This window comes from Amycolatopsis sp. NPDC114484 (assembly GCF_055633755.1).
The window spans coordinates 1-24,683 of sequence record NZ_JBVKDQ010000034.1 but is presented as its reverse complement, the minus strand read 5'-3'; the positions used below and the strand labels follow the sequence as shown (position 1 = coordinate 24,683).

The window sequence follows — 24,683 nt, the reverse complement described above, 5'->3', positions numbered from 1 at the left end:
GGATCGAGACGGGAAAAGGTGACCGATGGACGACGCACTGGCGCGGCGCTTCGAAGACGAGCGCCCGCGGCTGCACGCGCTGGCCTACCGCATGCTGGGCTCCGCGGCCGAGGCCGAGGACGTCGTGCAGGAGTCGTGGCTGCGGCTGAACCGCACGTCCGGCGTCGACAACCTCGGCGGCTGGCTGACCACTGTCGTGTCGCGACTGTGCCTGGACGCGCTGCGCGCCCGCCGGGAAACGCCGGTCTCCGAGGTACCCGACGCCGCCGGGGGCGCTGTTCCCGAGGACGAGGTCCTTCTGGCCGGGGAGGTCGGACGCGCGCTGCTGGTGGTCTTGGACCGGCTGGCCCCGCCCGAACGGGTGGCGTTCGTGCTGCACGACCTGTTCGCGGTGCCGTTCGACGCGGTCGGCCCGATCCTCGACCGCACGCCCGCGACCGCGAAGAAACTCGCCAGCCGGGCACGGCTGCGGGTGCGCGGGGAACCAGCGGTGCCCGCCGCGGAGCTGGCCGAGCACCGGGAAGTGGTGACGGCGTTCCTGTCCGCTGCCCGCGGCGGGGATATGGCGACGCTGCTGACCGTGCTGGCACCGGATGTCGTCCGGCACACCGATCCGGCGATGCTGCCGCCGGGAGCCGCTGCGGTGCTGCGCGGGGCGGACGAGGTCGCGCAGGGAACGAAGCTGTTCGCGGGGAATGCGCGACTGGCCGAACTCGCACTGATCGACGGGGATGCCGGGCTGGTGCTCGCTCCGGCCGGGCGACTGGTGGGCGTGCTCAAGATCGAGGTCCGCGGCGGTTTGCTCCAGGCGTATGAAGTGGTGGCGAGTGCCGAGCGGTTGGCGGGGATCGAGATCGCCGCGCTTTCCTCCGAGGCCGTATAGGTCGTTATACACTTTGCGGGGCCAGTTGCCGCGAGGGATGGCTTCAAACCGGTGATAAGGCCTGCCCCAGCCCAGGGGAGGTGGCGTGCCGCGCCAGGCTGGGGCAGGCATAACGGTGCGGTGAGCGATGGGCGGGACGCTCCTAACCGCACCGAGCCTTACTCGTTCTCTCCCCTTTTCGCGGGTTCTCGACCTCCGGGAAGACGATCGTGTCCTCGACTTTCGGGATGACCTCGGTGTCGTCGTCGGCGCGTTCGGCGGCCATCGCCTCGGCCGTCCGGCGGAATTCGGCCAGCCGGGCCTCCTCGATCTCGGCCTGGACCTCGTAGTCCAGCCGGGCCTTGAGGTCGCGGACCGTCAGCCGTCCGCGCGGCGGCGGGATCGGGCGGCGCGCCCGCCACAGCCACATCGAGAGAAGGACCAGCAGCAAGAGCACGCAACACACGATGACCACCGCCGGATGGCCGGTGCGGGTCGCCTCGACGAGCGTCTCTGCTGCCTTCATGCGACGCACCTCTCGGCTTCGGAAGTGTCTTCGCGTGCCCCACCACCATGGGGCCGGGCAGTGGCCTGGACCAGCCAGCAAACCGGGCGAAAAGCGGGCGGCAACCGAGCGAATCGGCTTGCCCTGCCCACGGTGACCTGCGGTAATCTGACGACCCCGGTTCGTGGCGAAGGAGTGTCGCCCATGGGCGAACGGCGAGAAGGGCTTGTCCGGGCGCGCAAAGCGGCGAACCTGACGCAAGAAAAGCTCGCCGCGCTGCTGCCCGCGGACGAAAAGAGCATCCGCGCCTGGGAATCCGGCCGGTCCGAGCCCCGTCCGCACCGGCGCGACCGGCTCGCCCGGCTTCTGCGCATCAGCCCCGCCCGGCTGGAGGAGCTGCTCCGGGAAGGCACGCCCGAGGACCTCCGGGGGCCGCCGAGCGTCCTGCTCCCCGTCGTCGTGGACGGGCGGCCGGTCGCGCTGCCGCTGGACCGCGCCACGGTCGCGGCCAGCGTGCTCGGCCGGCTCGTGCCCGCTCTCGGCGACGCGGCCCCGCCGGCGGTTCCGACCACAGAATGGGACGTCATGAGCCCGCTCAGTCGCCGCTCACTGCTCAAAAACGGCCTGCCGGTCGCGGCTTTGCCCGCCTTGGGAATAGGCAGTGCCGAGCACGTCGCGCGAGCGCTGGAGAATCCCCGGCGGTACATGGACAAAACCGTCACGCACTATTTCCGGAGACAGCTCGACCAGTACAAATACGAGGACGGCGAACGCGGTCCGGCCAAAACGCTGCCGATGACGCTCGGCGTGCTGGACATCATCGACCGCATCGCCCGCGACGCGACCCCCGACGATCAGCGGGACCTGCTGCAAATCGGCTCGGAGGGCGCGGAGTTCGCCGGATGGCTCTACCGGGACCGGCGGCAGATGGAAGACTCGCTGTACTGGCACGACCGCGCGATGGAATGGGCGCAGGCGGCGGGCGACAGCACGATGCAGGGCTACATTCTGCTCAAAAAGGCCCAGGTCGCCTACGACGAACGCGATCCGCGGCGAATGCTCATCCTCACCCGGGCGGTGCGCAAAGGCCCCTGGTCGCTCCCCCGGCGGCTCCAGGCCGAAGCGGCCCAGCAGGAAGCCCGCGCGGAGGCGATGCTCGGCGCGTCCGCCGACCAGGTGAACCGGAAACTCGATGTCGCCTGGAAACTGCTCGACGACGCCGGGCCGGTCGAATCGCCGCTGGGCGCGCACTTCAACGCGACTCTTCTGAATATGCAGACCGCCATCTGCTACACCGAGGCGGGAGAGCCGCGCCGGTCGGTCGAGTTGTACGAGAAGACGTTGAAGGAAACCCAATTCTCCCGTCGCGACTACGGGTTCTTCCTGTCCCTCATGGCGAACTCGCTCGCCCTTTCCGGCGAACCGGACCAAGCCGCCAAAACCGGCCTCGCCTCCGCCCATCGCGCGGCGGAAACGAACTCCCGCCGCACCAGGGAAGAACTCCGGCGGGTAGTCGGGGTGCTCAAGCCCTGGCATAACCGCCCGGATGTACGGGAATTGCGCGAGGCACTGAACAGCTGACCGCTAGCGAAGCCATTCCTGTACTTCGCGGATCACCTGCTGTTGCCAGGCTCGCGTCCGCGGATCGGCGTACTCCGGATCGTCGTGCACCGCGAAGCCGTGCTGTGCGCCCTCGAGCTGAACCAGCCGGTGTTCGCAGGTCAGCTCCCGGTCCGCGGCCCGTGACGACTCGACGGGAACGAAGGTGTCCTCGGTGCCGTGCACGACGAGCGTCGGCGCGGTGATGCTGGGCAGTTTTCGCCGTGCCTCGAACCAGAACGCCTCGTTGAGCAAGGCCCGGCCGAGCCGGAAGCCAGGCCCGTGCCCGAGATAGTTCTGTTCCTTCAGGTCGGCCGCACCCTTGTCGTCGAGGTAGCCGTCCGCCGACCACGCGGGCTTCTCGTCGATGAACCGCGCGCGGTAGTCGATGAGCGGGTTGAACAGAACGAGCCGCTCGACGTCGTCCGGCCGCTCGGCCGCGTAGTACGCCGCGGCGCCGCCGGAGAAACTGGCCGCCGCGAGCGACGTCCGCACGCCCGGGACGGCGCTCGACAGATGCTCGATGCTGCCGCGAATCACGTTGAGCAGAGCGAAAAGCGAGAGATCCTCTTGGCGGCCTTCGCTTTCGCCGTGGCCCGGAAGGTCGATTCTCAGGGAAGCTACGCCGACCTCGGCCAGCCCGTCGGCGAGCCGGGTGAAGAAGCCGCCTTCTTCGCGGGTGACGCTCGCCCCTTGCACGAGCAGCACCGCGCGGCGAGCGTCGCCGTCCGGTTCGGTGAGGGTGCTGGCCAGGCGGAGGCCGTCTGGGGTGCGAACTGTCCGATAACTGTCGCGCGACATGGGAAACTCCCGGAGTTGTCGTCAAGACCCAGTGTGTCAGGTTCACGACTTCGGGGAGTGAAATAACGCTAGTGGAGTAACGCAAACCACAGATATCATGACCGGACGCTCAGAGCACCCGGCGGAGCAGGACATCGACGCGGACGTCCTGCGGGGCCGAATCCCGCGCCGGACGGGCGAGTTCGGAACGCCCGGTGCACGGTACGCCGTCGTGGTACCGGACACCGTCGAGTGGCACACGCTGCGGGTCCCGGCCAAGGCGCTCTGCTCGGCATCGAAGCATCCGTCGTGACCGAGGACGGTCCGGTCGCGCAGGCCGATGCGGGAAACGCCTGGCGGCACAGAGAATCAGCCCAGCAGCAAGCCGCGGGTCCCCGCCTTAGCGCGCGGCCGGCGGAAACGCGATCACATGGAGCAGACCGACCAGCGACGAAGCACCGAGGATCTCGCCCTTCGCGATCCGCTCACGCACAGCCGCCAACGGCACCCAAGCCACCCGCTCCGCCTCGTTGAGGTCGACGTCGCCGCCGATGTACTCCGCGCCCCGGGACAGGAACAGCAAGTTTTCGTTGTCCGCCACGCCGACGTTCGGCTGAAGCGAAACCAACGGCTCACTGGTGCGCGGTCGCCACCCTGTCTCTTCTTCGACCTCGCGCGCCGCCGTGATCGCGGGGTTCTCGTCCGGGTCGACGTATCCTCCGGGCAGTTCCCACACCCACCGGTCGAAAATCCAGCGATGCCGCCACATCATCAAGACCGCGGTGCCGGGATCGTCGAGCACCACCGTCATCGCCGCCTTCGGCATCCGCAGGACGTACTGCTCGAAGGTCAGGCCATCAGGCAGTTCGACCGAGGCGACGCTCAGCAGCAAGCGCCGGGTGTCGTCGACAAGACGTTCGCCGTGGATCGTCCACTTGGTGGCCTCCGGCGGCCGATCCGGGTCCATTGCTCGACCGTACCCGCCCGCCTACTTCTTCAGCCGTCGGCTCCCGCCATGCCAATCCTGTTCCCGCCCGGTTTCCCCCTCCGCCACGCCGAACGACGGCAGCTGCGGCATCTCCCGCAAGCTCCGCTTCAGCTCGGCGAACCCGGCGAACCTCGCCAATCCCACCACGTGGTCCCACAACTCCACCGCCTCCTCGTCAGACGGCAGCCTGCTGATCACCGGACCGAAGAACGCGGCCCCCTCCGGCGGCTGGAAGTGCAGGATCGGCGTTCCGACATCCTTGCCCGTCAGCGAAAGGGCTTCGTCGGTCTCACGCTGGATCTCCGCATCCCACCGGGAATCGTCCGCCGCGGAAGCGAGCGACTCATCAAGACCAACGCGCGACAATGCCGACGAAGCCGCCGAGCGCGTGCCGTGGGCGGCCCGGGCCGCGGCGGTGTCCTCGACCAGGCCGCTCTCGAAGTTCTGCTCCCCCAACGCTTCGTACAGCGGGCCGACCGCCTCCCGGCCGTGTTCGGCGCGGACCGCTGCCGCCAGGCGGAGCAAACGAAGCCCGGCCGTGTGCGAAGCGTCGTATTCCGGCGGGAAGTGCGTCGCGTAGTCCAGATGCGCGTTGAGCAACCGCAGCGAAATGAACCGCCAGTCCACTGAGTACTCGCGCTGGCGGGCCACCTGGCGGACCCACTTGCTGGTCATCCACGCGAACGGGCACACCGGATCGAAGTAGAAGTTCAGCTCGGCCATGACCCGACTCTACGTCCGGGAAAGCTCAAGCGCCTTTGCTGCGCCGCCCCGAGCCTCCGGACAGCTCCTGGTGATGCTGCACGGCCAGCTGGACGATGTGCCGCACGTGCGGATCGTCGAGCACGTACACCTGCCGCTTCCCCTCGCGGCGGGCGCGGACCAGGCCGGCGAGTTTCAGCTTGCCCAGGTGGTGGCTCGCGGTGGGCACGGTCTGGCCGGTCTCCTCGGCGAGGGTGCCGACGTCGCGTTCCCCGTGCGACAGCAGCCAGAGCAGGTGCAGCCGCACGGTCGCGGACAGCAGGCCGAACGTCGCGGCCGCGTCCTGCAGCAGGTCGGCGGGGAGGGGGTCCAGCGGGGGCTGGGAAGGGGTGGACACGACGGACATCCTCTCGGGTGGGCCCCCAGCGTGACTTAGCCCCCATCAGTTGCACAAGTGTTTGACTGTTTTCGTGATCTGCGCTCTACTGGTCCCCGGCCGGCGCGAAACGCCGGTCGATGAGTCTTGCGGAGGAGGTGAGCCGGGTGACCGGCGAAGGAAGTAGTCGGCACGACCGTGCGGGAACCCGGGCAGCCAGGTAGGTCCGGCCGAACCCGCGCGGTCCGCTGACGCCCAGCTGACCTCGAGGGGACGACCATGACCCGCTTTCCCGCCCTGCGCGCCCACGGCGACGCGCCAGTGCTCACTCTTTTCCGGAATCTCGACAGCTCGCCGAAAGGCCTCACCGAGAACGAGGCGGCCGAACGGCTGCGGCGCTTCGGCGACAACCGCATCGACGGCACGATTCGCGCGCCCGTCCGTGTCTGGGCCGCCGCGCGCAGCCCGTTCGTCGCGTTGCTGACCGCGCTCGGTGCAGTGTTCGCCGGCGTCGGCGACATTCGCGGCGCGGTGACCGTCGGCGTGATGGTCGTGCTCAGCATCGGCTTGCGCTACTGGCAGCACACGCGGTCCGAGCGCGCGATCAGTGCGGTACGCGACCAGATCACCACCACTGTCACGGTGCGTCGGCGCGCTGCCGCGGAGTTTCCCGGCAGCGAGCGCGAAGTGCCGACTTCCGACCTCGTGCCCGGCGACGTCGTGCTGCTCGGACCTGGCGACGTGATCCCGGCGGACGTGCGGATTGTCGCCGCGAAAGACTGTGTGGTCGACCAGTCCGCGCTGTCCGGCGAGGCACTGCCGGTCGCGAAGCGGGCACCCCAGCCAGGCAGGCACGAGGAACACGAGCTCGTCGAGACGCCCGCGCTCGGCTTCGCGGGCACGTCGGTGGTCGGCGGAACGGCCACCGCGGTCGTAGCCGCGACCGGCAGCGAGACCTACTTCGGCGCGCTGGCCGGGCAATCCGCCGAACCGCGCTCGGAATCCAGCTTCGACGCCGGGGTGCGCCGCGTCGGCTGGACGCTCGTGCGGTTCATGCTCGTGATGGTGCCGATCGTGCTGGTGGTCAACGGCACTGTCACCGGGGACTGGGCGCAGGCCGGGATGTTCGCGGTCGCCGTCGCGGTCGGTCTCACGCCGGAGATGCTGCCGGTCATCGTCACGACGAACCTCGCCCGCGGCGCGGCGGCGCTGTCCCGGAGGCAGGTGATTGTCAAGCGGCTCAACGCCATTCAGGACCTCGCCGCGATGGACGTGCTGTGCGTCGACAAGACCGGGACGCTCACCGAGGACCGGATCGCCTACGCGCACAGCGTCGACTACTCCGGCAGCCCGGACGGCGAAGCGGCCGAGTACGCCGGGCTCGCGGTGCGGTTCCAGACCGACCGGCACGACCGGCTGGACGAGGCGATCGAGACCCTGTTCGACGGCGAGGACGACCTGGTCGCCGACGCGCTGTTCACCGGCGTCGCCGAGATCGGCTTCGACCACGCCCGGCGCCGGGCCAGCGTCGTGGTCCGGCGCGGCAGCGAGCACCTGCTGATCAGCAAGGGCGACCCGGACGAGATCCTGCCGCGCTGCAGCCACGCGCGCCGCGACGGTGTCGTCGCCGAATTCGACGACGCGGCCCGGATCGGCGCGGACGAACTGGTGCGCGCGTACGCCGAGCACGGCATGCGGGTGCTCGCGGTAGCCGCCCATGAAGTCAACGCCAGGCTCGACGGATTTGACGAAACCGACGAGAACGAGATGATCCTCGTCGGTTTCGTGGGATTCGTCGACCCGGTCCGCGACGGCGTCGTGAACGCGGTGAAAGCCCTTGGCGAGCAAGGCGTCGCGCTCAAAGTGCTGACCGGGGACAACCGGCACGTCGCCGCGCGCGTCGCGGATTCGGCGGGCATTCCGGTCGGCGAAGTCGTGCTCGGCCTTCAGGTCGAGACGGCGGACGACGCTGAGTTGCGCGAGATCGTCAAGGACACCACCGTCTTCGCGAAGCTCACGCCAGCGCACAAGGCCCGCGTCGTCACGGCGTTGCGGGAGAACGGCCGCGCGGTCGGCTTCGTCGGCGACGGCGTCAACGACGTCACCGCGCTGCGCACCGCAGACGTCGGGATCGCTCCGGACACCGCCACAGACGCGGCCAAGGACGCCGCCGATCTGGTGCTATTGGAACGCGACCTCGGTGTGCTCGCCCGCGGCGTGGCCGAAGGACGGCGAACGCTCGGCAACACGCTGAAGTACGTCAACATCACCGCCGCGTCGAACTTCGGCAACGTGCTGTCGGTGCTCGCGGCCAGCGCGTTCCTGCCGTTCCTGCCCATTCTGCCGATCCAGCTCGTGGTGTCGAACCTGCTCTACGACCTCGCTCAGCTCGCGCTGGCCTGGGACCGGGTGGACGACGACTATCTCAGCAAGCCGCGCCGGTGGGATGCCCGCGGGCTGACCGGCTTCATGCTCGTCTTCGGCCCGTTGTCGTCGCTGTTCGACCTCGCGACGTTCGCGGTGCTGTGGCACGTCTTCGGCGCGGGAGCGGACCCGTTGCTGTTCCAGACCGGCTGGTTCGTCGAAGGGCTGCTCTCGCAGCTGCTGGTCGTGCTCGTCCTGCGCGGTCGCGGCACTCCCCTGCGCGCCAGCCGCCCGGTCGTGCTCGCCACGGCTGCTGCGGCGCTCGCCGGCCTGCTGGTGCCGCTGTCGCCGCTCGCCGGACCGCTGCGGATGCAGGCGCTGCCCGCGAGCTACCTGCTGTGGCTGGTGCTCGTCCTGACCGGGTACGCATTGGCGGCTCAAGTAGCGAAACGCGGCTACGCACGCCAACGTACGTGGTGGTAACTGTCCTTTTTCCAGCTTTTTACAACCATTTCCGAACTTTTCGCAACAACCAGTGGGAGCGCAGATGACGACTGCGGAGATGCTGCTGCGCCTTGGGGCCGGAGTCGGCCTCGGCACAGTAATCGGATTTGAACGCCAATACCGCGCCCGGATGGCAGGCCTGCGCACGAACGCCCTGGTCGCGGCCGGTTCGACGCTATTCGTGCTGCTGTCCGCGCACGGCTTCAGCGGAGCGAGTGCCGACCCCACCCGGGTCGCCGCGCAAATCGTTTCCGGAATCGGTTTTCTCGGCGCGGGCGTGATTCTGCGCGAAGGGCTGACCGTGCGCGGCCTCAACACGGCGGCGACACTGTGGTGTTCCGCCGCGGTGGGTGCGCTGGCCGGAGCCGGGCTGTACACGGCGGCGGGCGCGGGCACCGCCGTGGTGATGGCGGTGAACATCGCGCTGCGCCCGCTCGGCCGGGTGGTCGACCGCCGTCCGGCGACCGGCCGCGAAACCCCGACGTCGTACACCTTCCTGGCGGTGACCAAGGACGACGCCGAAGCGCACGTGCGCGCGTTGCTCGTGCAGGCGTTGGCGCGCACGGATTTCTCCCTGCAATCGGTCACCAGCACCAATACCGAAACCGACGGGCAGGTGCAGGTGCGCGCCGAACTGTCCGCCGATCAGCGCGACGACAAGCAGATGGAATCGGCGGTGAGCAGGCTGTCCATGGAGCCGTCAGTGACCAGCGTGCGCTGGCAAACCGAACTCTCCTACACCGAGGAAGACAGCGAGAACTAGACCATGCTGCGTACCTTCCCCACCCGCGGCGCGCTCGTCCGGCCCCGCCGCACGCTCGCCGACGTGGCGGTGTTCCTCGGCGCCGCCGCGGCACTGTGGCTGATCGTGCGGCTCGCGCACGGGGCCGCCACGGCGTGGACTCCGGCGACCGCACCGTCCACAGTGTCCACTGACCCGGCCGAACTCCCTTACTACGCCGGACGTTCGCTGCTGCGGATGTTCGTCGCACTTGTGCTGTCGGTCGGGTTCACCTTCGTCTACGCGACCGCGGCGGCCCGCCTCCGCCGTACCGAAAAGATCCTCCTGCCCGCACTCGACATCCTGCAGTCGGTGCCGGTGCTCGGGTTCCTGTCGGTGACGATCACGGGATTCATCGCGCTGTTCCCCGGCTCGCAACTCGGCCTGGAATGCGCGTCGATCTTCGCGATCTTCACCGCGCAGGCGTGGAATATGACGTTCGCGTTCCACCACTCGCTGGTGTCGCAGCCACGCGACCTCGACGAGGCGTCGCGGCTGCTGCGGCTGTCGCGCTGGCAGCGGTTCTGGCGCGTCGACGTGCCGAGCGGGATGATTCCGCTGGTCTGGAACGGGATGATGAGCTTCGGCGGCGGCTGGTTCTTCCTCACCGCCTCCGAAGCGCTCAGCGTGAACAACCAGAAGTTCGCGCTGCCCGGCATCGGCGCGTACGTCGCGACTGCCTCCGAACAGGGCGACCTCGGCAAGGTGCTGCTGGCAGTCGGCGTGATGGTGGTTCTGGTCGTCGGCGTGAACGTGCTCTTCTGGCGACCGCTCACCGCGTGGTCAGAACGGTTCCGCATCGAGAACTCCGAAGCCGCCGAAGCACCCCGCAGCCTGGTGCTCGACCTGCTGCGCCGCTCGCGAATCCCGACGCTGCTCGGCCGGGTGCTCGGCAAGCTGGTGTTCCCGCTCGACCGCGCGCTCGCGGTCTTCGGGCTCGCCGAGTACCCGCTGCGCTTCTCCCCCGCCCGCAGGCGCGTCGCGGACATCGTGTTCAGCGTCGTGGTCTTCGGGCTGATCCTCTACGGTGCCGTGCGCGCGGTGCTGTTCGTCGGCGAGACCACCGGGTACGGCGAAATCGGCCACGTCCTGCTGCTCGGCCTGATCACGTTCGCGCGAGTGGTGACCCTGGTGGTCGCCGGCACGCTCGTCTGGGTGCCGATCGGCGTGTGGATCGGGATGAACCCGCGGGTGTCGCGGCTCGCCCAGCCGGTCGTGCAGGTGCTCGCGTCGTTCCCGGCGAACTTCCTGTTCCCGCTGCTCACCGCCGTGCTCGTGGCGACCGGGATTTCCCTGGACTGGGGCGGCATCCTGCTGATGAGCCTCGGCGCGCAGTGGTACATCCTCTTCAACGTCATCGCGGGCGCCTCGGCCATCCCGCACGACCTGCGCGAGGCCGCCGCGAACCTGCGGCTGCCGCGGGCGCTGTGGCGGCGGCGGCTCGTGCTGCCCGCGATCTTCCCCAGTTACGTCACCGGCGGGATCACCGCGGCGGGCGGCGCGTGGAACGCCTCCATCGTCGCGGAAATCGTGTCCTACAACGGGGTCACGCTCACCGCGACCGGCCTCGGCGCGTACATCGCCGACGCGACCGGCTCCGGCGACTCCGGGCGGATCCTGCTCGGCGTCGCGGTGATGAGCCTGTACGTCGTCGGTCTCAACCGGCTCTTCTGGCGGCGGCTGTACCGCCTCGCCGAACGCCGGTTCTCCCTGTCCTGAAAGGTATTCCCATGTCCGAAGTCCTCGTGTCCGTCGAGCAGGTCAGCAAGAGCTTCCCCGGTTCGGCGGGCGACGAACTGCGCGTCCTCGACGACATCACCCTCGACCTGCGCGCGGGCGAGATCGTCGCGCTGCTCGGCCGGTCCGGCTCCGGGAAATCGACGTTGCTGCGCACGATCGCCGGGCTGATCGGCCCGACGCGGGGCACCGTGCGCTACCGCGGCGACGAACTCGACGGCGCCAATCCGGGCACCGCGATGGTGTTCCAGACCTTCGCGCTGATGCCCTGGCTGACCGTGCAGGACAACGTCGAACTCGGCCTGGCCGCGCGCGGGATCCCGCCGAAAACCCGCCGGGACCAGGCGCTGCGGGCGATCGACCTGATCGGCCTCGACGGTTTCGAATCCGCTTATCCCAAGGAGCTTTCCGGCGGAATGCGGCAGCGCGTCGGCTTCGCCCGCGCGCTCGTGCTCGAACCGGACGTGCTGCTGATGGACGAACCGTTCTCCGCGCTCGACGTGCTGACCGCGGAGAACCTGCGCACCGAGCTGATGAGCCTGTGGCAGCGTGACGATTTCCCCACGAAAGCCGTTTGCATCGTCACGCACAACATCGAGGAGGCAGTCCTGCTCGCGGACCGAGTGCTGGTCCTCGGCTCCAATCCCGGAAACCTGACCGCGGAGGTGGAAATCGGCCTCGCCCGGCCGCGCGACCGCAAATCCCCCGCGTTCACCGCGCTGGTCGAACGGCTCTACGACCTGCTGACCGGACGCGACCCGGCGGCCGTCGAACCCGCACAGGCCACGCCCACCGCACGGCCGCTGCCGCGGGCGTCGGTCGGCGGGCTCGCCGGCCTGGTCGAACTCGTGCACGCGCGCGGCGGGCACGCCGATCTGCCGGATCTGGCCGCCGAGCTGAGCTTCGAGGTCGACGACCTGCTGCCGCTCGTGGACGCCGCCGCCCTGCTCGACCTCCTCTTCGTGGCCGGCGGCGACCTGCACCTGACGCCGGTCGGCACCGCCTTCACCACCGCGGACATCCAGACCAGCAAGAAAATCTTCGCCGGTCAGGTCCGCGACCGGGCGCCGCTGGTGCGCACGATCGTCAACGCGCTCACCGCCAGTTCGGACGGCACGCTGCGCGCGGAGTTCTTCCTCGACCTCCTCCGCCGCGGCTTCTCCGCCGCCGACGCCCGGCAGCAGCTGGACACGGCGATCGACTGGGGCCGGTACGCGGAACTGTTCGACTACGACACCGACAGCGACCGGATCGCCCAGACGACCGCCGAATGACTCAGCTTTCCGGAGCCGGAGCCGGAACCGCCTCCGGTGCCGGGCTGTCCGCCGGGGCGTCCGGGGCCGGGTCCCGGTTCACCGCCGCGATCGCGACCGCCCCGATCACCGCCACCGCCGCGAACAGGTAGAAGCCCCACGGATACGCCAGCCCCGCCGACAGCAGCAGCCCGGTCACCAACGGCCCGGACATCGCGCCGAACCGGCCGATCCCGCTCGCCGCGCCGAGTCCGGTGCCGCGCGCTTCGGCGGGGTACACGCGGGCGATGTACACGTAGACCAGCACCTGCGAACTGAAGGTGAAGATCCCCGCCAGCGCCACCCCGGCGTACACGCTCGCCCCGGGCAGCTTGATGCTCAGCAGCGCCAGGAACACCGCGGCCGCGGCGAACCACACGATGACCGAACGCCGGTAGCCGATCCGGTCCGCCACCCGGCCGCCGACCAGCAGGCCGATGACCGCGCCGACGTTCAGCACCAGCAACAGCGCCAGCGCCGCGCCGAGTTCGTAGCCCGCCGCCCGCATGATCTGCGGCAGCCAGGTGTTCAGGCCGTACACCAGCAGCAGCCCCATGAACGACGTCACCCAGAACGCGATCGTCGCGCGGCCGTAGCCGTGCCGGAACAGGACGCCGAGCGGATTGCGGGTCCGCCGGGCTTCCTTCGCCCGCTCCAGCGCCTTCGACTCGGGCAGGAACTTCACCATCAGCGGCACCAGGATCAGCGCGGGCGCGGCCCCGATGACGAACATCCACTGCCAGCCGAACCGTTGCAGCACCAGGATTCCCAGCAGCGCGGTGAGCACCGCGCCGACGTGGTAGCCGGTCATCAGCACGGTGGTCGCGCTGCCGCCGCGGCCGATCCTCGCGTACTCCGTGATCAGCGCCAGCGCGGTCGGCAGCACGCCGCCGAGCCCGAGCCCGGCCAGGAACCGCAGCACGCCGAACAGCCACGGCCCGTTCGCGAACGCGCAAAGCAGCGTGCAGACCGAGAAGCTGATCACAGTCAGCAGCATCATCCCGCGGCGGCCGAACAGGTCGCTGAGCGGGCCGATCGCGAACGCGCCGACCGCCACGCCGAGCAGCCCGACCGCGGAGATCAGCGACGCGGTATTGGGGTCGAGCCCCCACGCTTTGTCCTTCAGCAGCGCGGGCAGCACGACGCCCAGCACCACCAGGTCGAACCCTTCGAGCGCCACCGCCGTCCAGCACAGCGGGGCCACCCAGCGGGCGTAGCGAGCCCGGGGGTCGGTCGAGACCGTCATGTCATCACCTGCGTCGTCGGAGGGGACCTGGTCGAATTGCTTTCAGAACGGGTACTGCGGAAGGTCGCCGCGCACGGTGACCCACTGGGTTTCGGTGAACGCCTCCAGGTTGGCCTGCGCGCCGCCGTGCCGGGAGCCGGTTCCCGAATCCCCCACCCCGCCGAACGGCGCGAGGGCCTCGTCGTTGACCGTCTGGTCGTTGACGTGCACCAGACCGGACGGGATCCGCTCGGCCAGCGCCAGCCCCCGCGCGGCGTCCCTGGTCAGGATGCCCAGCGACAGCCCGTACTCGGTACCGCCGGCCAGGCGGACTGCTTCGTCCACTGTGGAAAACGGCACGACCGGCGCGACCGGGCCGAACACCTCCTGGGCGTAGGCGGGCGCGGCGAGCGGGACGTCGGCGAGGACGGTCGGGCGGTAGAACAGGTCCTCGTACGTGCCGCCGGTGGCGATCTTCGCGCCCGCTTCGGCGCTGCCGGTGACCACCGAGTGCACACGGTCGCGTTGTCCCGCATCGATGAGCGGACCGAGCGCGACGTCACCGTTCGCCGGGTTTCCGACGGTCAGCTTGGCCGCGTGTTCGGCCAGCGCGGCCGCGTAGTCGTCGGCGATTTCCGCGGCGACGAGGTGCCGTCCGGTCGCCATGCAGATCTGCCCGGAGTGGTTGAACGAACCGAACGCGCCGACCGACGCGGCCTGCTCGACGTCCGCGTCCGCCAGCACGACCAGCGCCGAGTTGCCGCCGAGTTCGAGATGGACGCGCTTGAGCCGCTCCCCCGCCGCCGCGGCGATCTTGCGGCCCGCGTTCGTCGAACCGGTGAACGCGATCACGCGCACCAGAGGGTCTTCGACCAGCGCCGCGCCGACGTCCGCGCCGCCGGGCAGCAGGTGGAACAGACCTTCGGGCAGCCCGGCTTCCTCGAAGATCCTGGCCAGCACTACGCCACCGCACACCGCCGTGCGCGGGTCCGGCTTCGCCAGTACCGCGTTGCCAAGCGCCAAGGCAGGCGCGATCGCACGAATGGACAGGATCACCGGCGCGTTGAACGGCGAAATCACGCCGACCACTCCGGCCGGAACCCGGCGTGCCATCGACAGCCGAGGCTGGCTGGAACGCAACAGTTCCCCGTACGGATGCGCGGCCAGCGCGGCGGCTTCGTGGCATTCCTCCGCGGCGACCGCGCGGGTCTGGAACTGCGCGAACCCCCGTGTGGCACCGGATTCCCGGATGAGCCATTCGTCGATCTCGTCGCCGTGGTCCTCGAAGAGCCGCGCGGCCCGGCGCAACACCCGTGCCCGCTGGTCGTACGGCTTCGCGGCCCATTCCCGCTGGGCTTCCCGCGCGGCAGCGGCGGCCTTCGCGACGTCCTCCGGAGCCGCCGCGCCGACCCGGGCGAGCGTGTTCCCGGTCGCTGGCTCGACCGCGTCGTATTCCCCGCCCGCGCCGGGGTTCCAGCCGCCGGAGAAGATCCGGCCCTGCCATCCGGTTCCGAGCAAGGTCATGCCGTCACCGCCACTTCCAGCACCAGCGGCTCCGTGCGCGCGGCCAGGGTCGGCAGCACCTCGTTCACCACCGACTCCAGTTCTTCGTAGGTTTCCGCGCGCCGCGCCGGGCAGCCGAGCGACTTCGCGAGCCCGCTCACGCTGACCTCGTCGAAGCCGGGCCACGGCGCTTTGCCGCCCCCGGCCGTCCGTTCGCCGTGCCGTGCGGCGAGTTTGTCCATGATCGCGTAGCCGCCGTTGGACAGCACGATCACGAGAACGCCGACGCCGTAATGCGCGGCGCTCCACAGCGCCTGGATCGAGTACAGCGACGAACCGTCCCCGATCACCGCCACCACCGGGCGCTTCAGGCCGCCCATCCGCAGCCCGATCGCCGCCGGGACGCCGAATCCCAGACCGCCCATGGCCGCGCTCAGAAACCCGAGCGGCTCGCGCGCCGGCACGTACGCGTGCAGCAGCGGACGGCTCGACGGGGATTCCTCGACCAGCACCGTGTCCTTGGGCAACTGGCGCGCGAGCAGACCGAACACGTGCTCCGGGGCCAGCGGCGCACCGTCCTCCGGCGCTCCCGGCAATTCGACCGTCCGGCCGATCTTCTCGGTGCCCGCTTCCCGCGCCGGAATCAGCTCGGCCAGCGGACCGCACACCGCCGACGGCCGCGCCAGCACGGCAAGGTCGACCGGGCTGCGGTGCGCTTCGTTCGGATCGTCGGTGACCACCGCGATGCGCGTGCCCGGCTCGGTCAGCTGTCCTGGTTCTCGCGGGTACTGCCGGAAGACCGGCGCGCCGACCGAGAGCACCGCGTCGTGCCCGGACAACGCTTTCCGCAGTCCTTCGCGGCCCGGCGGCAGATGTCCGGCGAACTGCGGGTGATCCTGCGGGAATCCGGCACGGGCGCCGAACGCCTCCTGCCACACCGGGCACGCGAGCGTCTCGGCGAGCGCGGTCAGCCCGCGCCACGATTCGGCGTCGTCGGCCCCAGCGCCCGCCACGAGGACCGGATTGCTTGCCGTGCCGAGGAATTTCGCCAGCTCGACCAGCACCGCGGGCTCGACGGCGTTCGCACGGAGCAGCTTGGCCGGGGCGGGCAACGGCTCGTCCACGGCCGCGGGCTCCGACCAGTCGTCCATCGGCACGATCACCAGCGCCGGGCCGCGGTGCTCGCGCGCCTCGTGCCAGGCACGGGCCAGCGCGCCCGGAACGTCCTGCGCGCGCGGCGGTTCCGCGATCCACACCGGCGCGGGGCGGGCCAGGTCGTCGAGCCGGTGACCGGTGAGGAACGGCTCCAGCGCGAGGTGGCGGCGGTCCTGCTGCCCGACGAGCACGACCAGCGGCGCGCGGTTGACCCGGGCGGTGGCGAGCGCGCCGACCGCGTTCCCGAGCCCCGCGGTGGTGTGCAGGATCGCGACCGCGGGCCGGTCGTTCGCGAGCGCCCAGCCGGTCGCCATCCCGACCACCGAACCCTCGTGCAGCGCCAGCACGAACTCGAGGTCGTCGGGCAGGTCGGTGAGCAGCGCGATCTCGGTCGACCCGGGATTGGCGAACACCGTCGTGGCGCCGAACCGGCGCAGCACGTCGAACGCGGCGTCGCGAACGGTCGGGGCAGGGCTCACGGACTTCTCCTCGGGCAGTGCGAGCGGGTGGGTCCGGAGTCTCCCGGCCCGGTTCCGCGCCGCCCAGCCCCTCTTCCACTCAGCGGAAAAGTTCCTCAGCCTTGCAATGCCCGCGTGACCCCCAGCGCGGCCATCCGGACGACCGGCACGAGCGGCGACAGATTCGGCGTGCAGCTCGGCACCACCACGGAAATCGCCGCCACGACCTGATCGCCCGGCCCGCGCACCGGGGCCGCGACCGACGAGGCGCCCTCGGTCATTTCGTTGCGGGAGATGCAGAATCCCTGGAGCCGCACCTCCGCGAGCACCTGGCGCAGCCGCGCCGGGTCCGTGATCGTCCCGCTGGCGCGGCGCTCCAGCCCCGCGGCCAGAATGCTTTCCAGACACTCCGGCGGCGCGTGCGCGAGCAGCACCTTGCCCGGCCCCGCCGCGTGCAGCGGGAGCCGCAGGCCCACCCGCGAGGTCACCACGACATCCGGATGCGCCTCGAGCTTTTCCAGATACAGCGCCCGGTCCCCGTCGAGGACCACCAGATGGACGACCTCGTGCGTCACCTGCAGCAGATCCTGCAGGAACGGCAGCGCGACATCCCGCAGCTCACGTCCTCCCGGAGCCTGCGCCCCGAGCTGCCACAGCCGAAGCCCGATCCGGTACCGGCCGCGCCCGGTGCGCTCCAGCGCGCCCCAGCCGGTCAGCTCGGCCAGCAGCCGATGCACGGTGGCGGGCGCGAGCCCGGTCGCCCGGGTGATCTCGCCGTGAGTCTGTTCGGGTCGGCCGGACAGGAAGGAATCCAGCACCGCGAACGCGCGGCTCAGGACCGTGCGCCCGGGTTCGGCGGCGTTGCCGGCGATCGCGTGCCTCCGGGGCTGCGGTGGAACGGGACGGGGACTGGCCGCCCATCATCCGCCAGTCCCGCGAACACGGCAACCCGCGGTGGTCCGGACTGTCCACACTGGACGTTCGGGGGGGGTGCGCGGGGTGGTTTGGGGGTTGTTCCGGGGGGGTCAGCGCGATCGCGGGGACTGGCGGGGGTGGGCCAGTTCGCTCCCGCGTGCGCCAGGAGGACCCGGCCGGTCCCCGCGCTCCGAGTACGAACAGCACGACGAGCGTGGGGGCGGAGTCGGTCGGCGAAGAGCCCTGCGAGCCGGGTGCCGAGGAAGAGCGCCGTTCCGTTGACCAGCAGTGCGACAGGGTCGCGTTCGTGTTGCCCGGACCAGGGTGCTCGCCGTGAGCAGCGTGACGATGCGCGGATTGATCAGTACCGCGGGGCGTTCGCGCTTGGTCGTGGAGGGCAACGTTATCGGCGGGGTGAGGTGGAGGGGTTTTCTGGGTTGTTGGAGGCGGTTCTTGCTGATCCTCCGGCTCGTCGCCTGGCGGCGACATTGCGCCTGGGGGTTGCGTGGGGCACCCCGAAGCTTGATTGTGATGACGGTCTGAGGGTGCATTTTGGCTTCGTATCGGGATGCGGGGGGGTGTGGGTGCGCTACGTCAGCGTCCGAACGTGGGCTGTGCTGGGCGGGTGTCTAATGCCTCGTGGTTGAAGGTCATTGTTATGCCGCGGCCTCGTAATTGGGACGTTTGCTGGTCGATTTTCCATCCGTCGATCCGGATTCCCAGGTTCGGATGCTGCCGGGTCTGTTTGCTGTCCAGCTGAACTTTAACGGTCGCCGTTTCCCCGCCGACTAAATTCACGTAGTTGTCGCTGAAGGTAGCGGGGAGAATGCGTTCTCCGGTTCGGACGTCATAGGCCTGCAAGTGCACCATCAACGCGACAGATTTTCCGACGTTGCGTACATCGACAGCCACCTCGATGCCGTCTCGGTCTCGTGAAACCCCGGCGATCACCGAAACAGTGGCTGCGGGCATCCCGTCCAGGGCGGCGAATCCCGCCGCTCGCGCGGGGTTCTCTACCCAATAGAAGTTTCGGGTGATCTCCGAAGCCCGAGAGTCCTTGAGTGCCAACCGAACAAAGACTACTTCGGACGGCACATCCTTTACTCGCGAAGCGATACTCCCGACCACAGCTCGATCAGAGGATCCCGCGGCCGCGTCAAACGAAGCGCGACCGACCTCCACGCCGTCCAGACCGTAGAGCGTGGCCTCAACCTTTCCCCTAACCGCCGTTCGGCCGTGATTTGCCACTACGACGTCGAAGTTCTGCCCATCTAGAATCACATTGACCCGCCGACACGCGTGCTGAACCGCGTAGTACGACGAGTGTGCCTCCAGATCGTGGCTGTACATCTGCCAGACAAAGCTCGGTTGCGCGGGATTAGTCATCCACATGATGACCCCGGTGCGCGGGTAAGGTCCAGCGCTCCGCATATTCGCCACCGGAGCCTCGTAAATAGCCTTGATGCACTCGTAGTTCATCAACTGCGATTTGCGCGCGAAGTCCGGGAGGTTTCGTACTTCTCCGTACCGCTCAGCCGTCAATGCGAGATACCCTGCCCCGCCCCCGTTGCCTCCGTTGCCGTTCACGTCCCGGTCGGCCCAAAAGTCATCCGGGTGTTCCCAGGAAGACTCGGGCAGCATCTTCCGCATGAACTCGAGCGTCGGGATCGAGTACGAGCCGACCTCGTTGTGGAACGGTGGCCACTGCGTACCGTCGTTGAGCGAGAAGTGCTTGGCGGGCGGCACCCAATGGTAAGGGCCGCCGGACCGGTATCCGTCGATCGGATTGTTCCCGGTGTCCCCTGCCGAACTGGTCAGCACGACCCGTTGCGGATCCAGTTCTGCGGCCAGCGCGTCCAGTCCGTCGATCAACGGCTGAGGAGGCGGGCCTTCGTTGCCGCCGCACCAGAGCAGGATCGACGGGTGGTTGCGGAACCGCACGATGCAGTCGCGGATGTTGGCGAGGTCGCGGGCGGTGTTCTCCGCGGGCGGGCCTTCGGTCGAGCAGAAGAAGTCCTGCCAGACCAGGATTCCGTACTCGTCGCAGGCGGCGAAGAAGTCCTCGGTGCTGCTCTGGCCGTTCCAGTTCCGGATCAGGTTGAGGTTGGCGTCGCGGTGCAGGCGCACCTGTGCCCGCAACCGCTCCCGGGGAATCCGCTTGAGCGCCTCGTCCAATCCCCAGTTGCCGCCCATCACCAGGATCGGCTGGTTGTTGACGGTGATCGCCAGGCAGTCGCTCGTCGTCCCGGACGGCGATCGCATCGGAGTCGTGTACTCGATTCGCCGGATCCCGAAGTCCACCGTTCGTTCGTCGTGGACCTGGCCCCCGGACTCGACGCTCACGGCCAGCCGGTAGCGGAACGGATCGCCGTAGCCGTTGGGCCACCACAGCTTCGGCCGGTCCAGCCGCAGGCAAGCGAGGTCCTTCGACGTCAGCACGATCGACGACGCACCCGCCGGAACACTGACCGTCCGCCGGAACTCTCGTCCGTCCAGCGATCCCTTCACCACCACGGACTTCGCGCCGGCACTGTCCAGCGCCAGTTCGACCGCGACGTCCGCCGTGCGCAAGTCCTTCGACAGTGTCGAGGTGACCTGCACGTCGGCCACCCGGACCGGTCCGGTGGTACGCCAGGTGACCGGCTGCCAGATACCCAGATCCCGGTCGGGGACGGTGGGCAGCCAATCCCAGCCAGCGGTGCAGAAGAAGGTCGGGCCGTTCTTCAGCGTGATTCCGGTCGGACCGCCGTTGCGGCCGCCGCGCGTCACGCCGCTGGCGTAACTCGGCAAGGCGGGCGGATCGGTGTAGTCGAGCTTGCCGACCAGCACCGCGAGCCGGGCCGTCCCGTCCGCCTTCGCCACGATGTCCGTGACCTCGAAGACGGCCCGCTTGAACGCACCCTCGACCGTGCCGACCTTCGTGCCGTTGAGCCACACGGTCCCGAGGTAGTTGATCCCGTCGAACTGCAGCCAGAACCGCTGTCCCGGAACGAGCTTCGGCACCCGGAAAGCGACCCGGTACCAGTAGCCGGTGTCCTTGAGGGTGTCTGGCACGGTATCGGTCACGATGTGGCCGTACAGCGGATCGGGATACTCGCCGTTGGCGATCATGCTCGTGAGCGGCGTCCCCGGAACCACGGCCGGCTTCAGCCCGGCGACGTCCTGGGCGCTGGCCAGCACGCTTCCCGCCGCGGTGCCGTCCGCCGCGGCGAACGTCCATCCGCTGCCGATCTCCCCGCCGCCGGCCTGGGGCGGCCGGGCCTCCGGCGCCGCCCCGGCGGTGCCGGACAGCCCGAACGCACCGAGCACACCGCCGCCCGCGACAGCCATCCCGCCGGACAGGAAACGCCTGCGATTCACCTGGGTCACGTCGCTCCCATAGCCTCTGACATCGTTGTCAACCGCACTTGAACCCTATTATTCGGCCGCCCGCGGGCCTGATGTCAAGCGGCAGCGGGAGGTTTCGCGCGCCCGCGGCGAATCTGCCGGGCGGACAAGGGACGGCGACGCCCCAGAGTGACCGCTCGCTGCGCCATCGGAAGGAATATTTACAAAGTCGGCGGGAAATCGGTCCGCACCCCTGGCGACCGGCCGCCTTGCGCTTTTAGGGTGACGGCGTTCGCGGCGGGACGCCTGCCCCGCTCAACGGTGCACCACCGAAGGAAAGCGAGTTTCCTCATGCCCGAAACCGCCGAAATGTGGACCGCGCCCGACTTCGTCGAGTACGAAACGCCGATGGAGGTCACCGCCTACGCGGCCCGCAGGGAGGAATGACCCGCCGGACGGGGCCGGCCCGCCGACGGTCCCGTCCCTCCCGGAAAACCGTACCGCTCAGTGAGAATCCCGGAGTACGCGAATGTCCACTGTGCACCCGATGAGCCCGGCGGAGTTCACCGGAGCCCTGCGGGGGCTCGCCCACCGGTATTGGGGCAGCCATCCTTTCCACCAGCGAATGCACGCCGGCGAACTGAGCGAGCACGAGCTGAAACTGTGGGCCGCGAATCGCTGGTACTACCAATGCCAGCTGCCGCAGAAAGACGCCGCCGTCATCAGCAACTGCCCGATTCCGGAAATCCGCCGGATCTGGCTCGACCGGATCGTCTACCACGACGGGGCCGTCGAAGGCGAGGGCGGAGCCGAACGCTGGCTGCGGCTGTGCGCCGCGGTCGGGCTCGATCGGGCCGAGGTGCTCGACGAACGGCATGTCGCTCCCGGCGTCCGGTTCGCCGTCGACGCCTACGTCACCTTCGCCCGTACCAAACCCTGGGTCGAGGCCATCGCTTCCGGCCTGACCGAGATGTTCGCCGGGCATCTGATGCAGCAGCGGGTGGCCGACGTCCTGGCGAACTATTCGTGGATCTCCCGCGCGGACCTGGCGTATTTCACGAACCGGATCGACAAGGTCTCCGGCGAGGGCAAGGACACTTTGGACATTGTCGTGCGCCACTGCGTCAGCCGCGAACAGCAGGAGAAGGCGGTGTCCGCGTTGTCGTTCAAGTGCGACGTCCTGTGGTCGATGCTCGACGCCATCGAACGCGCTGCGGCCAAGGAGTAAGCCGATGGACACCATCACCGCCGCATCGGTGCCGAAACTGCGCGTCGGCGTGCGCCTGACGTTCGATCATGTGCGCGGCGTGCCCGTGGTGTTGTTCCCGGAAGGGGTGCTCGTGCCGAACTCCACCGCCACCGCGGTCCTGGAACTCTGCGACGGCGCTACCTCCGTCTCCGGCATCGTCACTGCCTTGAACAGCCGGTACCAAGGCGTCCAAGAGAGCGACGTCCGGGCAGTGCTGGCCCGGTTCGGCCAACGGCGGGTGATCGAATGGACGTGACCGCACCGCTGGGGCTGCTCGCGGAACTGACGCATCGATGTCCCCTGCACTGCTCGTACTGCTCGAATCCGGTGGAACTCGTGAGCCGGTCCGCGGAAATGTCCACTGAGGACTGGACGGACGCGCTGTCCCAGGCCCGTGAGCTGGGCGTGCTGCAGGTGCACCTGTCCGGCGGGGAACCGCTGGCGCGCCCGGATCTTCCCGAGCTGGTCACGCACGCGAGCGGCCTCGGCTGCTACGTCAACCTCGTGACTTCCGGCCTCGGCCTGACCGAGCCGCGGCTGAACGATCTCGCCGAGCGGGGCTTGGCCCACATCCAACTGTCCGCGCAAGCCGCCACCCCGGAGCGCGCGAACCTGCTCGCCGGGGCGAAGGCCTTCGACCGGAAACTGGCCGCCGCCGAGCTGGTGAAGGCCGCCGGCATGCCTCTGACCGTCAACGTGGTGCTGCACCGGCAAAACCACGACCAGCTGACCGAAATCATCGCCCTCGCCGAGTCGATGGGCGCGGACCGTCTTGAGCTGGCGAACACCCAGTACTACGGCTGGGCCCTGCGCAACCGGGACGCACTCATGCCCACCCGCGCGCAACTCGCCGCCGCGGAACCCGTGGTCCGCGCGGCTGTCGAGCGCCTCCGCGGGACGATGGAGATCATCTACGTCGTCGCCGACTACTACGAGCCGTTCCCCAAACCCTGCATGCACGGCTGGGGCGCGCGCCAGCTGACGATCGCCCCCGACGGCACCGTGCTGCCCTGCCCCGCCGCGAGCGCGATCACCACGCTGTCTCTCGACAATGTCCGCGACACCACCCTGGCCGACATCTGGTACCGCTCGGAGTCCTTCAACGCCTACCGCGGCGAAGACTGGATGAGCGAACCGTGCCGGACCTGCGACCGCCGCACCACCGACTTCGGCGGATGCCGCTGCCAGGCGTTCCAGCTCACCGGCGACGCCGCCAACACCGATCCCGTCTGCTCCCGCTCCCCACACCGCGGCGCAGTCGACCTGATCCTCACCGCACCGTCCACTTCGGACCTGATTATGCGTGGCCCGGCCCGGTGAAAGTCATCCTCCTCGGCACCGCGGCCGGCGGCGGCTGTCCACAATGGAATTGCGCCTGCGCCCAATGCGCCTCGGGTTCTCCGCCGCGCACGCAGGACAGCGTCGCCTTCAGCGCAGACGGCCGCACCTGGCACCTGCTCAACGCCTCGCCCGACATCCGCGCCCAAATCCTGGCGACCCCAGCCCTGCGCGCCGGACCGGGTCCGCGCGAGACGCCGCTGCGCACAGTCCTGCTCACCGACGCCGAACTAGACCACGCCCTCGGCCTGCTCATGCTCCGCGAGGCGGCCGACCTGACCGTCCACGCACCCGCCGCGGCCCTGCACGCGCTGACCGACCACTTCCCGGCCCGCACCATCATCGGCGGATACCACAGCTGGAACTGGCACCCCACCACCGAAACCACGCTCGACGGCTTAGCGATCACCTCCCTCCCCATCAGCGACAAACAACCCAAATACGCCAGGTCTTCCGCCCACCCCGGCCCATGGGTCGTCGCGTACCGCGTCCACGACCCGACGACCGGCGGCACGCTCGTCTACGCGCCGTGCCTGCGCACCTGGCCACCCGGCTTCGACGCGTTCACCGACGGCGCGAGCCTCGTCCTGCTGGACGGCTCGTTCTACAGCGGCACCGAATTCACGACCGCCACCGACACTGCCGACCCCGCTGCTCAGCAGGCGATGGGCCACGTGCCGATCACCACGACCCTGCCGACGCTCGCGGCGCGCCCAGGTGCCACGCGGTGGGCTTATACCCACCTGAACAACACGAACCCGGTCGTCGACCCGGCTGGTCCGGAGCACGCCGCGGTTCTCGCCGCGGGGGCGGAACTGCCGCCGGACGGAACCGAGTTCACCCTCTAGAGACGGGACAACCCAGCACGGGCCGCTCTGGGTTCCGCAGACGCGCAAGGACCACTCCGGTTTCCCCGGCCGGGAACTGCGCACGGCACGGCACGGCACGGCACGGCACGGCACGGCACGGCACGGCACGGCACGGCACGGCACGGCACGGCACGGCACGGCACGGCACGGCACG

At 69.4% G+C, this 24,683-nt stretch carries 22 protein-coding genes; 12 read left to right on the top strand and 10 right to left on the bottom strand.

Annotated features, from left to right (window positions below):
• Positions 1–25: 25 nt before the first annotated feature.
• The gene (locus ACZ7SW_RS42085; protein WP_470235959.1) at positions 26–883 is read left to right on the top strand and encodes a sigma-70 family RNA polymerase sigma factor; all 858 of its coding nucleotides are present in this window, start codon (positions 26–28) and stop codon (positions 881–883) included.
• A gap of 142 nt (positions 884–1,025) precedes the next feature.
• On the opposite strand, the gene ACZ7SW_RS42080 is transcribed toward ACZ7SW_RS42085, so the two are convergent.
• Entirely contained in the window at positions 1,026–1,388 is a 363-nt protein-coding gene (locus tag ACZ7SW_RS42080; protein ID WP_470235958.1) for a hypothetical protein, read from the bottom strand.
• A gap of 183 nt (positions 1,389–1,571) precedes the next feature.
• Between ACZ7SW_RS42080 and ACZ7SW_RS42075 the strand changes: the two genes are divergently transcribed.
• Complete coding sequence (locus ACZ7SW_RS42075) at positions 1,572–2,948, top strand: helix-turn-helix domain-containing protein (protein ID WP_470235957.1); 1,377 nt, start codon at positions 1,572–1,574, stop codon at positions 2,946–2,948.
• A 3-nt stretch (positions 2,949–2,951) separates the two neighbouring features.
• Here ACZ7SW_RS42075 and ACZ7SW_RS42070 read toward each other — a convergent pair whose 3' ends face one another.
• A complete protein-coding gene (locus ACZ7SW_RS42070) occupies positions 2,952–3,767 on the bottom strand; it encodes an alpha/beta hydrolase (protein WP_470235956.1) in 816 nt (271 codons plus the stop codon).
• Between the two features lie 97 nt (positions 3,768–3,864).
• On the opposite strand from ACZ7SW_RS42070, the gene ACZ7SW_RS42065 reads away from it, so the two are divergent.
• Positions 3,865–4,059 (top strand): hypothetical protein, encoded by a 195-nt coding sequence (locus ACZ7SW_RS42065; protein ID WP_470235955.1) that lies wholly within the window; start codon positions 3,865–3,867, stop codon positions 4,057–4,059.
• Between the two features lie 87 nt (positions 4,060–4,146).
• Here the strand turns inward: ACZ7SW_RS42065 and ACZ7SW_RS42060 are convergent, their stop codons facing one another.
• From ACZ7SW_RS42060 to ACZ7SW_RS42050, 3 genes are read right to left on the bottom strand one after another with little or no spacing between them, the layout of a single operon-like run.
• Positions 4,147–4,713, bottom strand: coding sequence for an NUDIX hydrolase (locus tag ACZ7SW_RS42060; RefSeq protein ID WP_470235954.1), 567 nt, complete (start codon positions 4,711–4,713; stop codon positions 4,147–4,149).
• 21 nt (positions 4,714–4,734) lie between these two features.
• Positions 4,735–5,457, bottom strand: coding sequence for a mycothiol-dependent nitroreductase Rv2466c family protein (locus ACZ7SW_RS42055; RefSeq protein WP_470235953.1), 723 nt, complete (start codon positions 5,455–5,457; stop codon positions 4,735–4,737).
• 25 nt (positions 5,458–5,482) lie between these two features.
• Positions 5,483–5,842 (bottom strand): ArsR/SmtB family transcription factor, encoded by a 360-nt coding sequence (locus tag ACZ7SW_RS42050; RefSeq protein ID WP_470235952.1) that lies wholly within the window; start codon positions 5,840–5,842, stop codon positions 5,483–5,485.
• A gap of 249 nt (positions 5,843–6,091) precedes the next feature.
• On the opposite strand from ACZ7SW_RS42050, the gene mgtA reads away from it, so the two are divergent.
• From mgtA to ACZ7SW_RS42030, 4 genes are all read left to right on the top strand, one after another.
• Positions 6,092–8,659 carry a magnesium-translocating P-type ATPase gene (gene mgtA / locus ACZ7SW_RS42045; RefSeq protein WP_470235951.1) on the top strand — a complete coding sequence of 856 codons (2,568 nt, stop codon included), beginning with the start codon at positions 6,092–6,094 and terminating at the stop codon, positions 8,657–8,659.
• A 64-nt stretch (positions 8,660–8,723) separates the two neighbouring features.
• Positions 8,724–9,443: an MgtC/SapB family protein gene (locus ACZ7SW_RS42040; RefSeq protein WP_470235950.1), complete on the top strand. Its 720-nt coding sequence runs from the start codon at positions 8,724–8,726 to the stop codon at positions 9,441–9,443.
• Positions 9,444–9,446: 3 nt separating this feature from the next.
• Positions 9,447–11,180 (top strand): ABC transporter permease, encoded by a 1,734-nt coding sequence (locus ACZ7SW_RS42035; protein WP_470235949.1) that lies wholly within the window; start codon positions 9,447–9,449, stop codon positions 11,178–11,180.
• A gap of 11 nt (positions 11,181–11,191) precedes the next feature.
• Positions 11,192–12,472, top strand: coding sequence for an ABC transporter ATP-binding protein (locus tag ACZ7SW_RS42030; protein ID WP_470235948.1), 1,281 nt, complete (start codon positions 11,192–11,194; stop codon positions 12,470–12,472).
• Between the two features lies 1 nt (position 12,473).
• Here ACZ7SW_RS42030 and ACZ7SW_RS42025 read toward each other — a convergent pair whose 3' ends face one another.
• From ACZ7SW_RS42025 to ACZ7SW_RS42005, 5 genes are all read right to left on the bottom strand, one after another.
• On the bottom strand, positions 12,474–13,736 hold the full coding sequence (locus ACZ7SW_RS42025) for an MFS transporter (protein ID WP_470235947.1): 1,263 nt from the start codon (positions 13,734–13,736) through the stop codon (positions 12,474–12,476).
• Positions 13,737–13,778: 42 nt separating this feature from the next.
• Positions 13,779–15,239, bottom strand: coding sequence for an aldehyde dehydrogenase family protein (locus ACZ7SW_RS42020; RefSeq protein ID WP_470235946.1), 1,461 nt, complete (start codon positions 15,237–15,239; stop codon positions 13,779–13,781).
• Entirely contained in the window at positions 15,236–16,852 is a 1,617-nt protein-coding gene (locus ACZ7SW_RS42015; protein WP_470235945.1) for a thiamine pyrophosphate-dependent enzyme, read from the bottom strand. The genes ACZ7SW_RS42020 and ACZ7SW_RS42015 overlap by 4 nt, the downstream gene beginning before the upstream one ends.
• A gap of 95 nt (positions 16,853–16,947) precedes the next feature.
• Positions 16,948–17,649, bottom strand: coding sequence for an IclR family transcriptional regulator (locus ACZ7SW_RS42010; protein ID WP_470235944.1), 702 nt, complete (start codon positions 17,647–17,649; stop codon positions 16,948–16,950).
• Positions 17,650–18,340: 691 nt separating this feature from the next.
• A complete protein-coding gene (locus tag ACZ7SW_RS42005; protein ID WP_470235943.1) occupies positions 18,341–21,115 on the bottom strand; it encodes a glycoside hydrolase family 2 protein in 2,775 nt (924 codons plus the stop codon).
• A gap of 309 nt (positions 21,116–21,424) precedes the next feature.
• Here ACZ7SW_RS42005 and pqqA point away from each other — a divergent pair, with 309 nt between their 5' ends.
• The 5 genes from pqqA (at position 21,425) to pqqB (ending at position 24,508) form a co-directional block, all read left to right on the top strand.
• Positions 21,425–21,520 (top strand): pyrroloquinoline quinone precursor peptide PqqA, encoded by a 96-nt coding sequence (gene pqqA / locus ACZ7SW_RS42000; protein WP_116204359.1) that lies wholly within the window; start codon positions 21,425–21,427, stop codon positions 21,518–21,520.
• 82 nt (positions 21,521–21,602) lie between these two features.
• A complete protein-coding gene (gene pqqC, locus ACZ7SW_RS41995; protein WP_470235942.1) occupies positions 21,603–22,301 on the top strand; it encodes a pyrroloquinoline-quinone synthase PqqC in 699 nt (232 codons plus the stop codon).
• 4 nt (positions 22,302–22,305) lie between these two features.
• Positions 22,306–22,578 (top strand): pyrroloquinoline quinone biosynthesis peptide chaperone PqqD, encoded by a 273-nt coding sequence (pqqD, locus tag ACZ7SW_RS41990; protein ID WP_470235941.1) that lies wholly within the window; start codon positions 22,306–22,308, stop codon positions 22,576–22,578.
• A complete protein-coding gene (pqqE, locus tag ACZ7SW_RS41985; protein WP_470235940.1) occupies positions 22,569–23,642 on the top strand; it encodes a pyrroloquinoline quinone biosynthesis protein PqqE in 1,074 nt (357 codons plus the stop codon). Before pqqD ends, pqqE begins: the two co-directional genes overlap by 10 nt.
• A complete protein-coding gene (pqqB, locus tag ACZ7SW_RS41980; protein ID WP_470235939.1) occupies positions 23,639–24,508 on the top strand; it encodes a pyrroloquinoline quinone biosynthesis protein PqqB in 870 nt (289 codons plus the stop codon). The genes pqqE and pqqB overlap by 4 nt, the downstream gene beginning before the upstream one ends.
• The last annotated feature ends 175 nt before the right edge of the window (positions 24,509–24,683 follow it).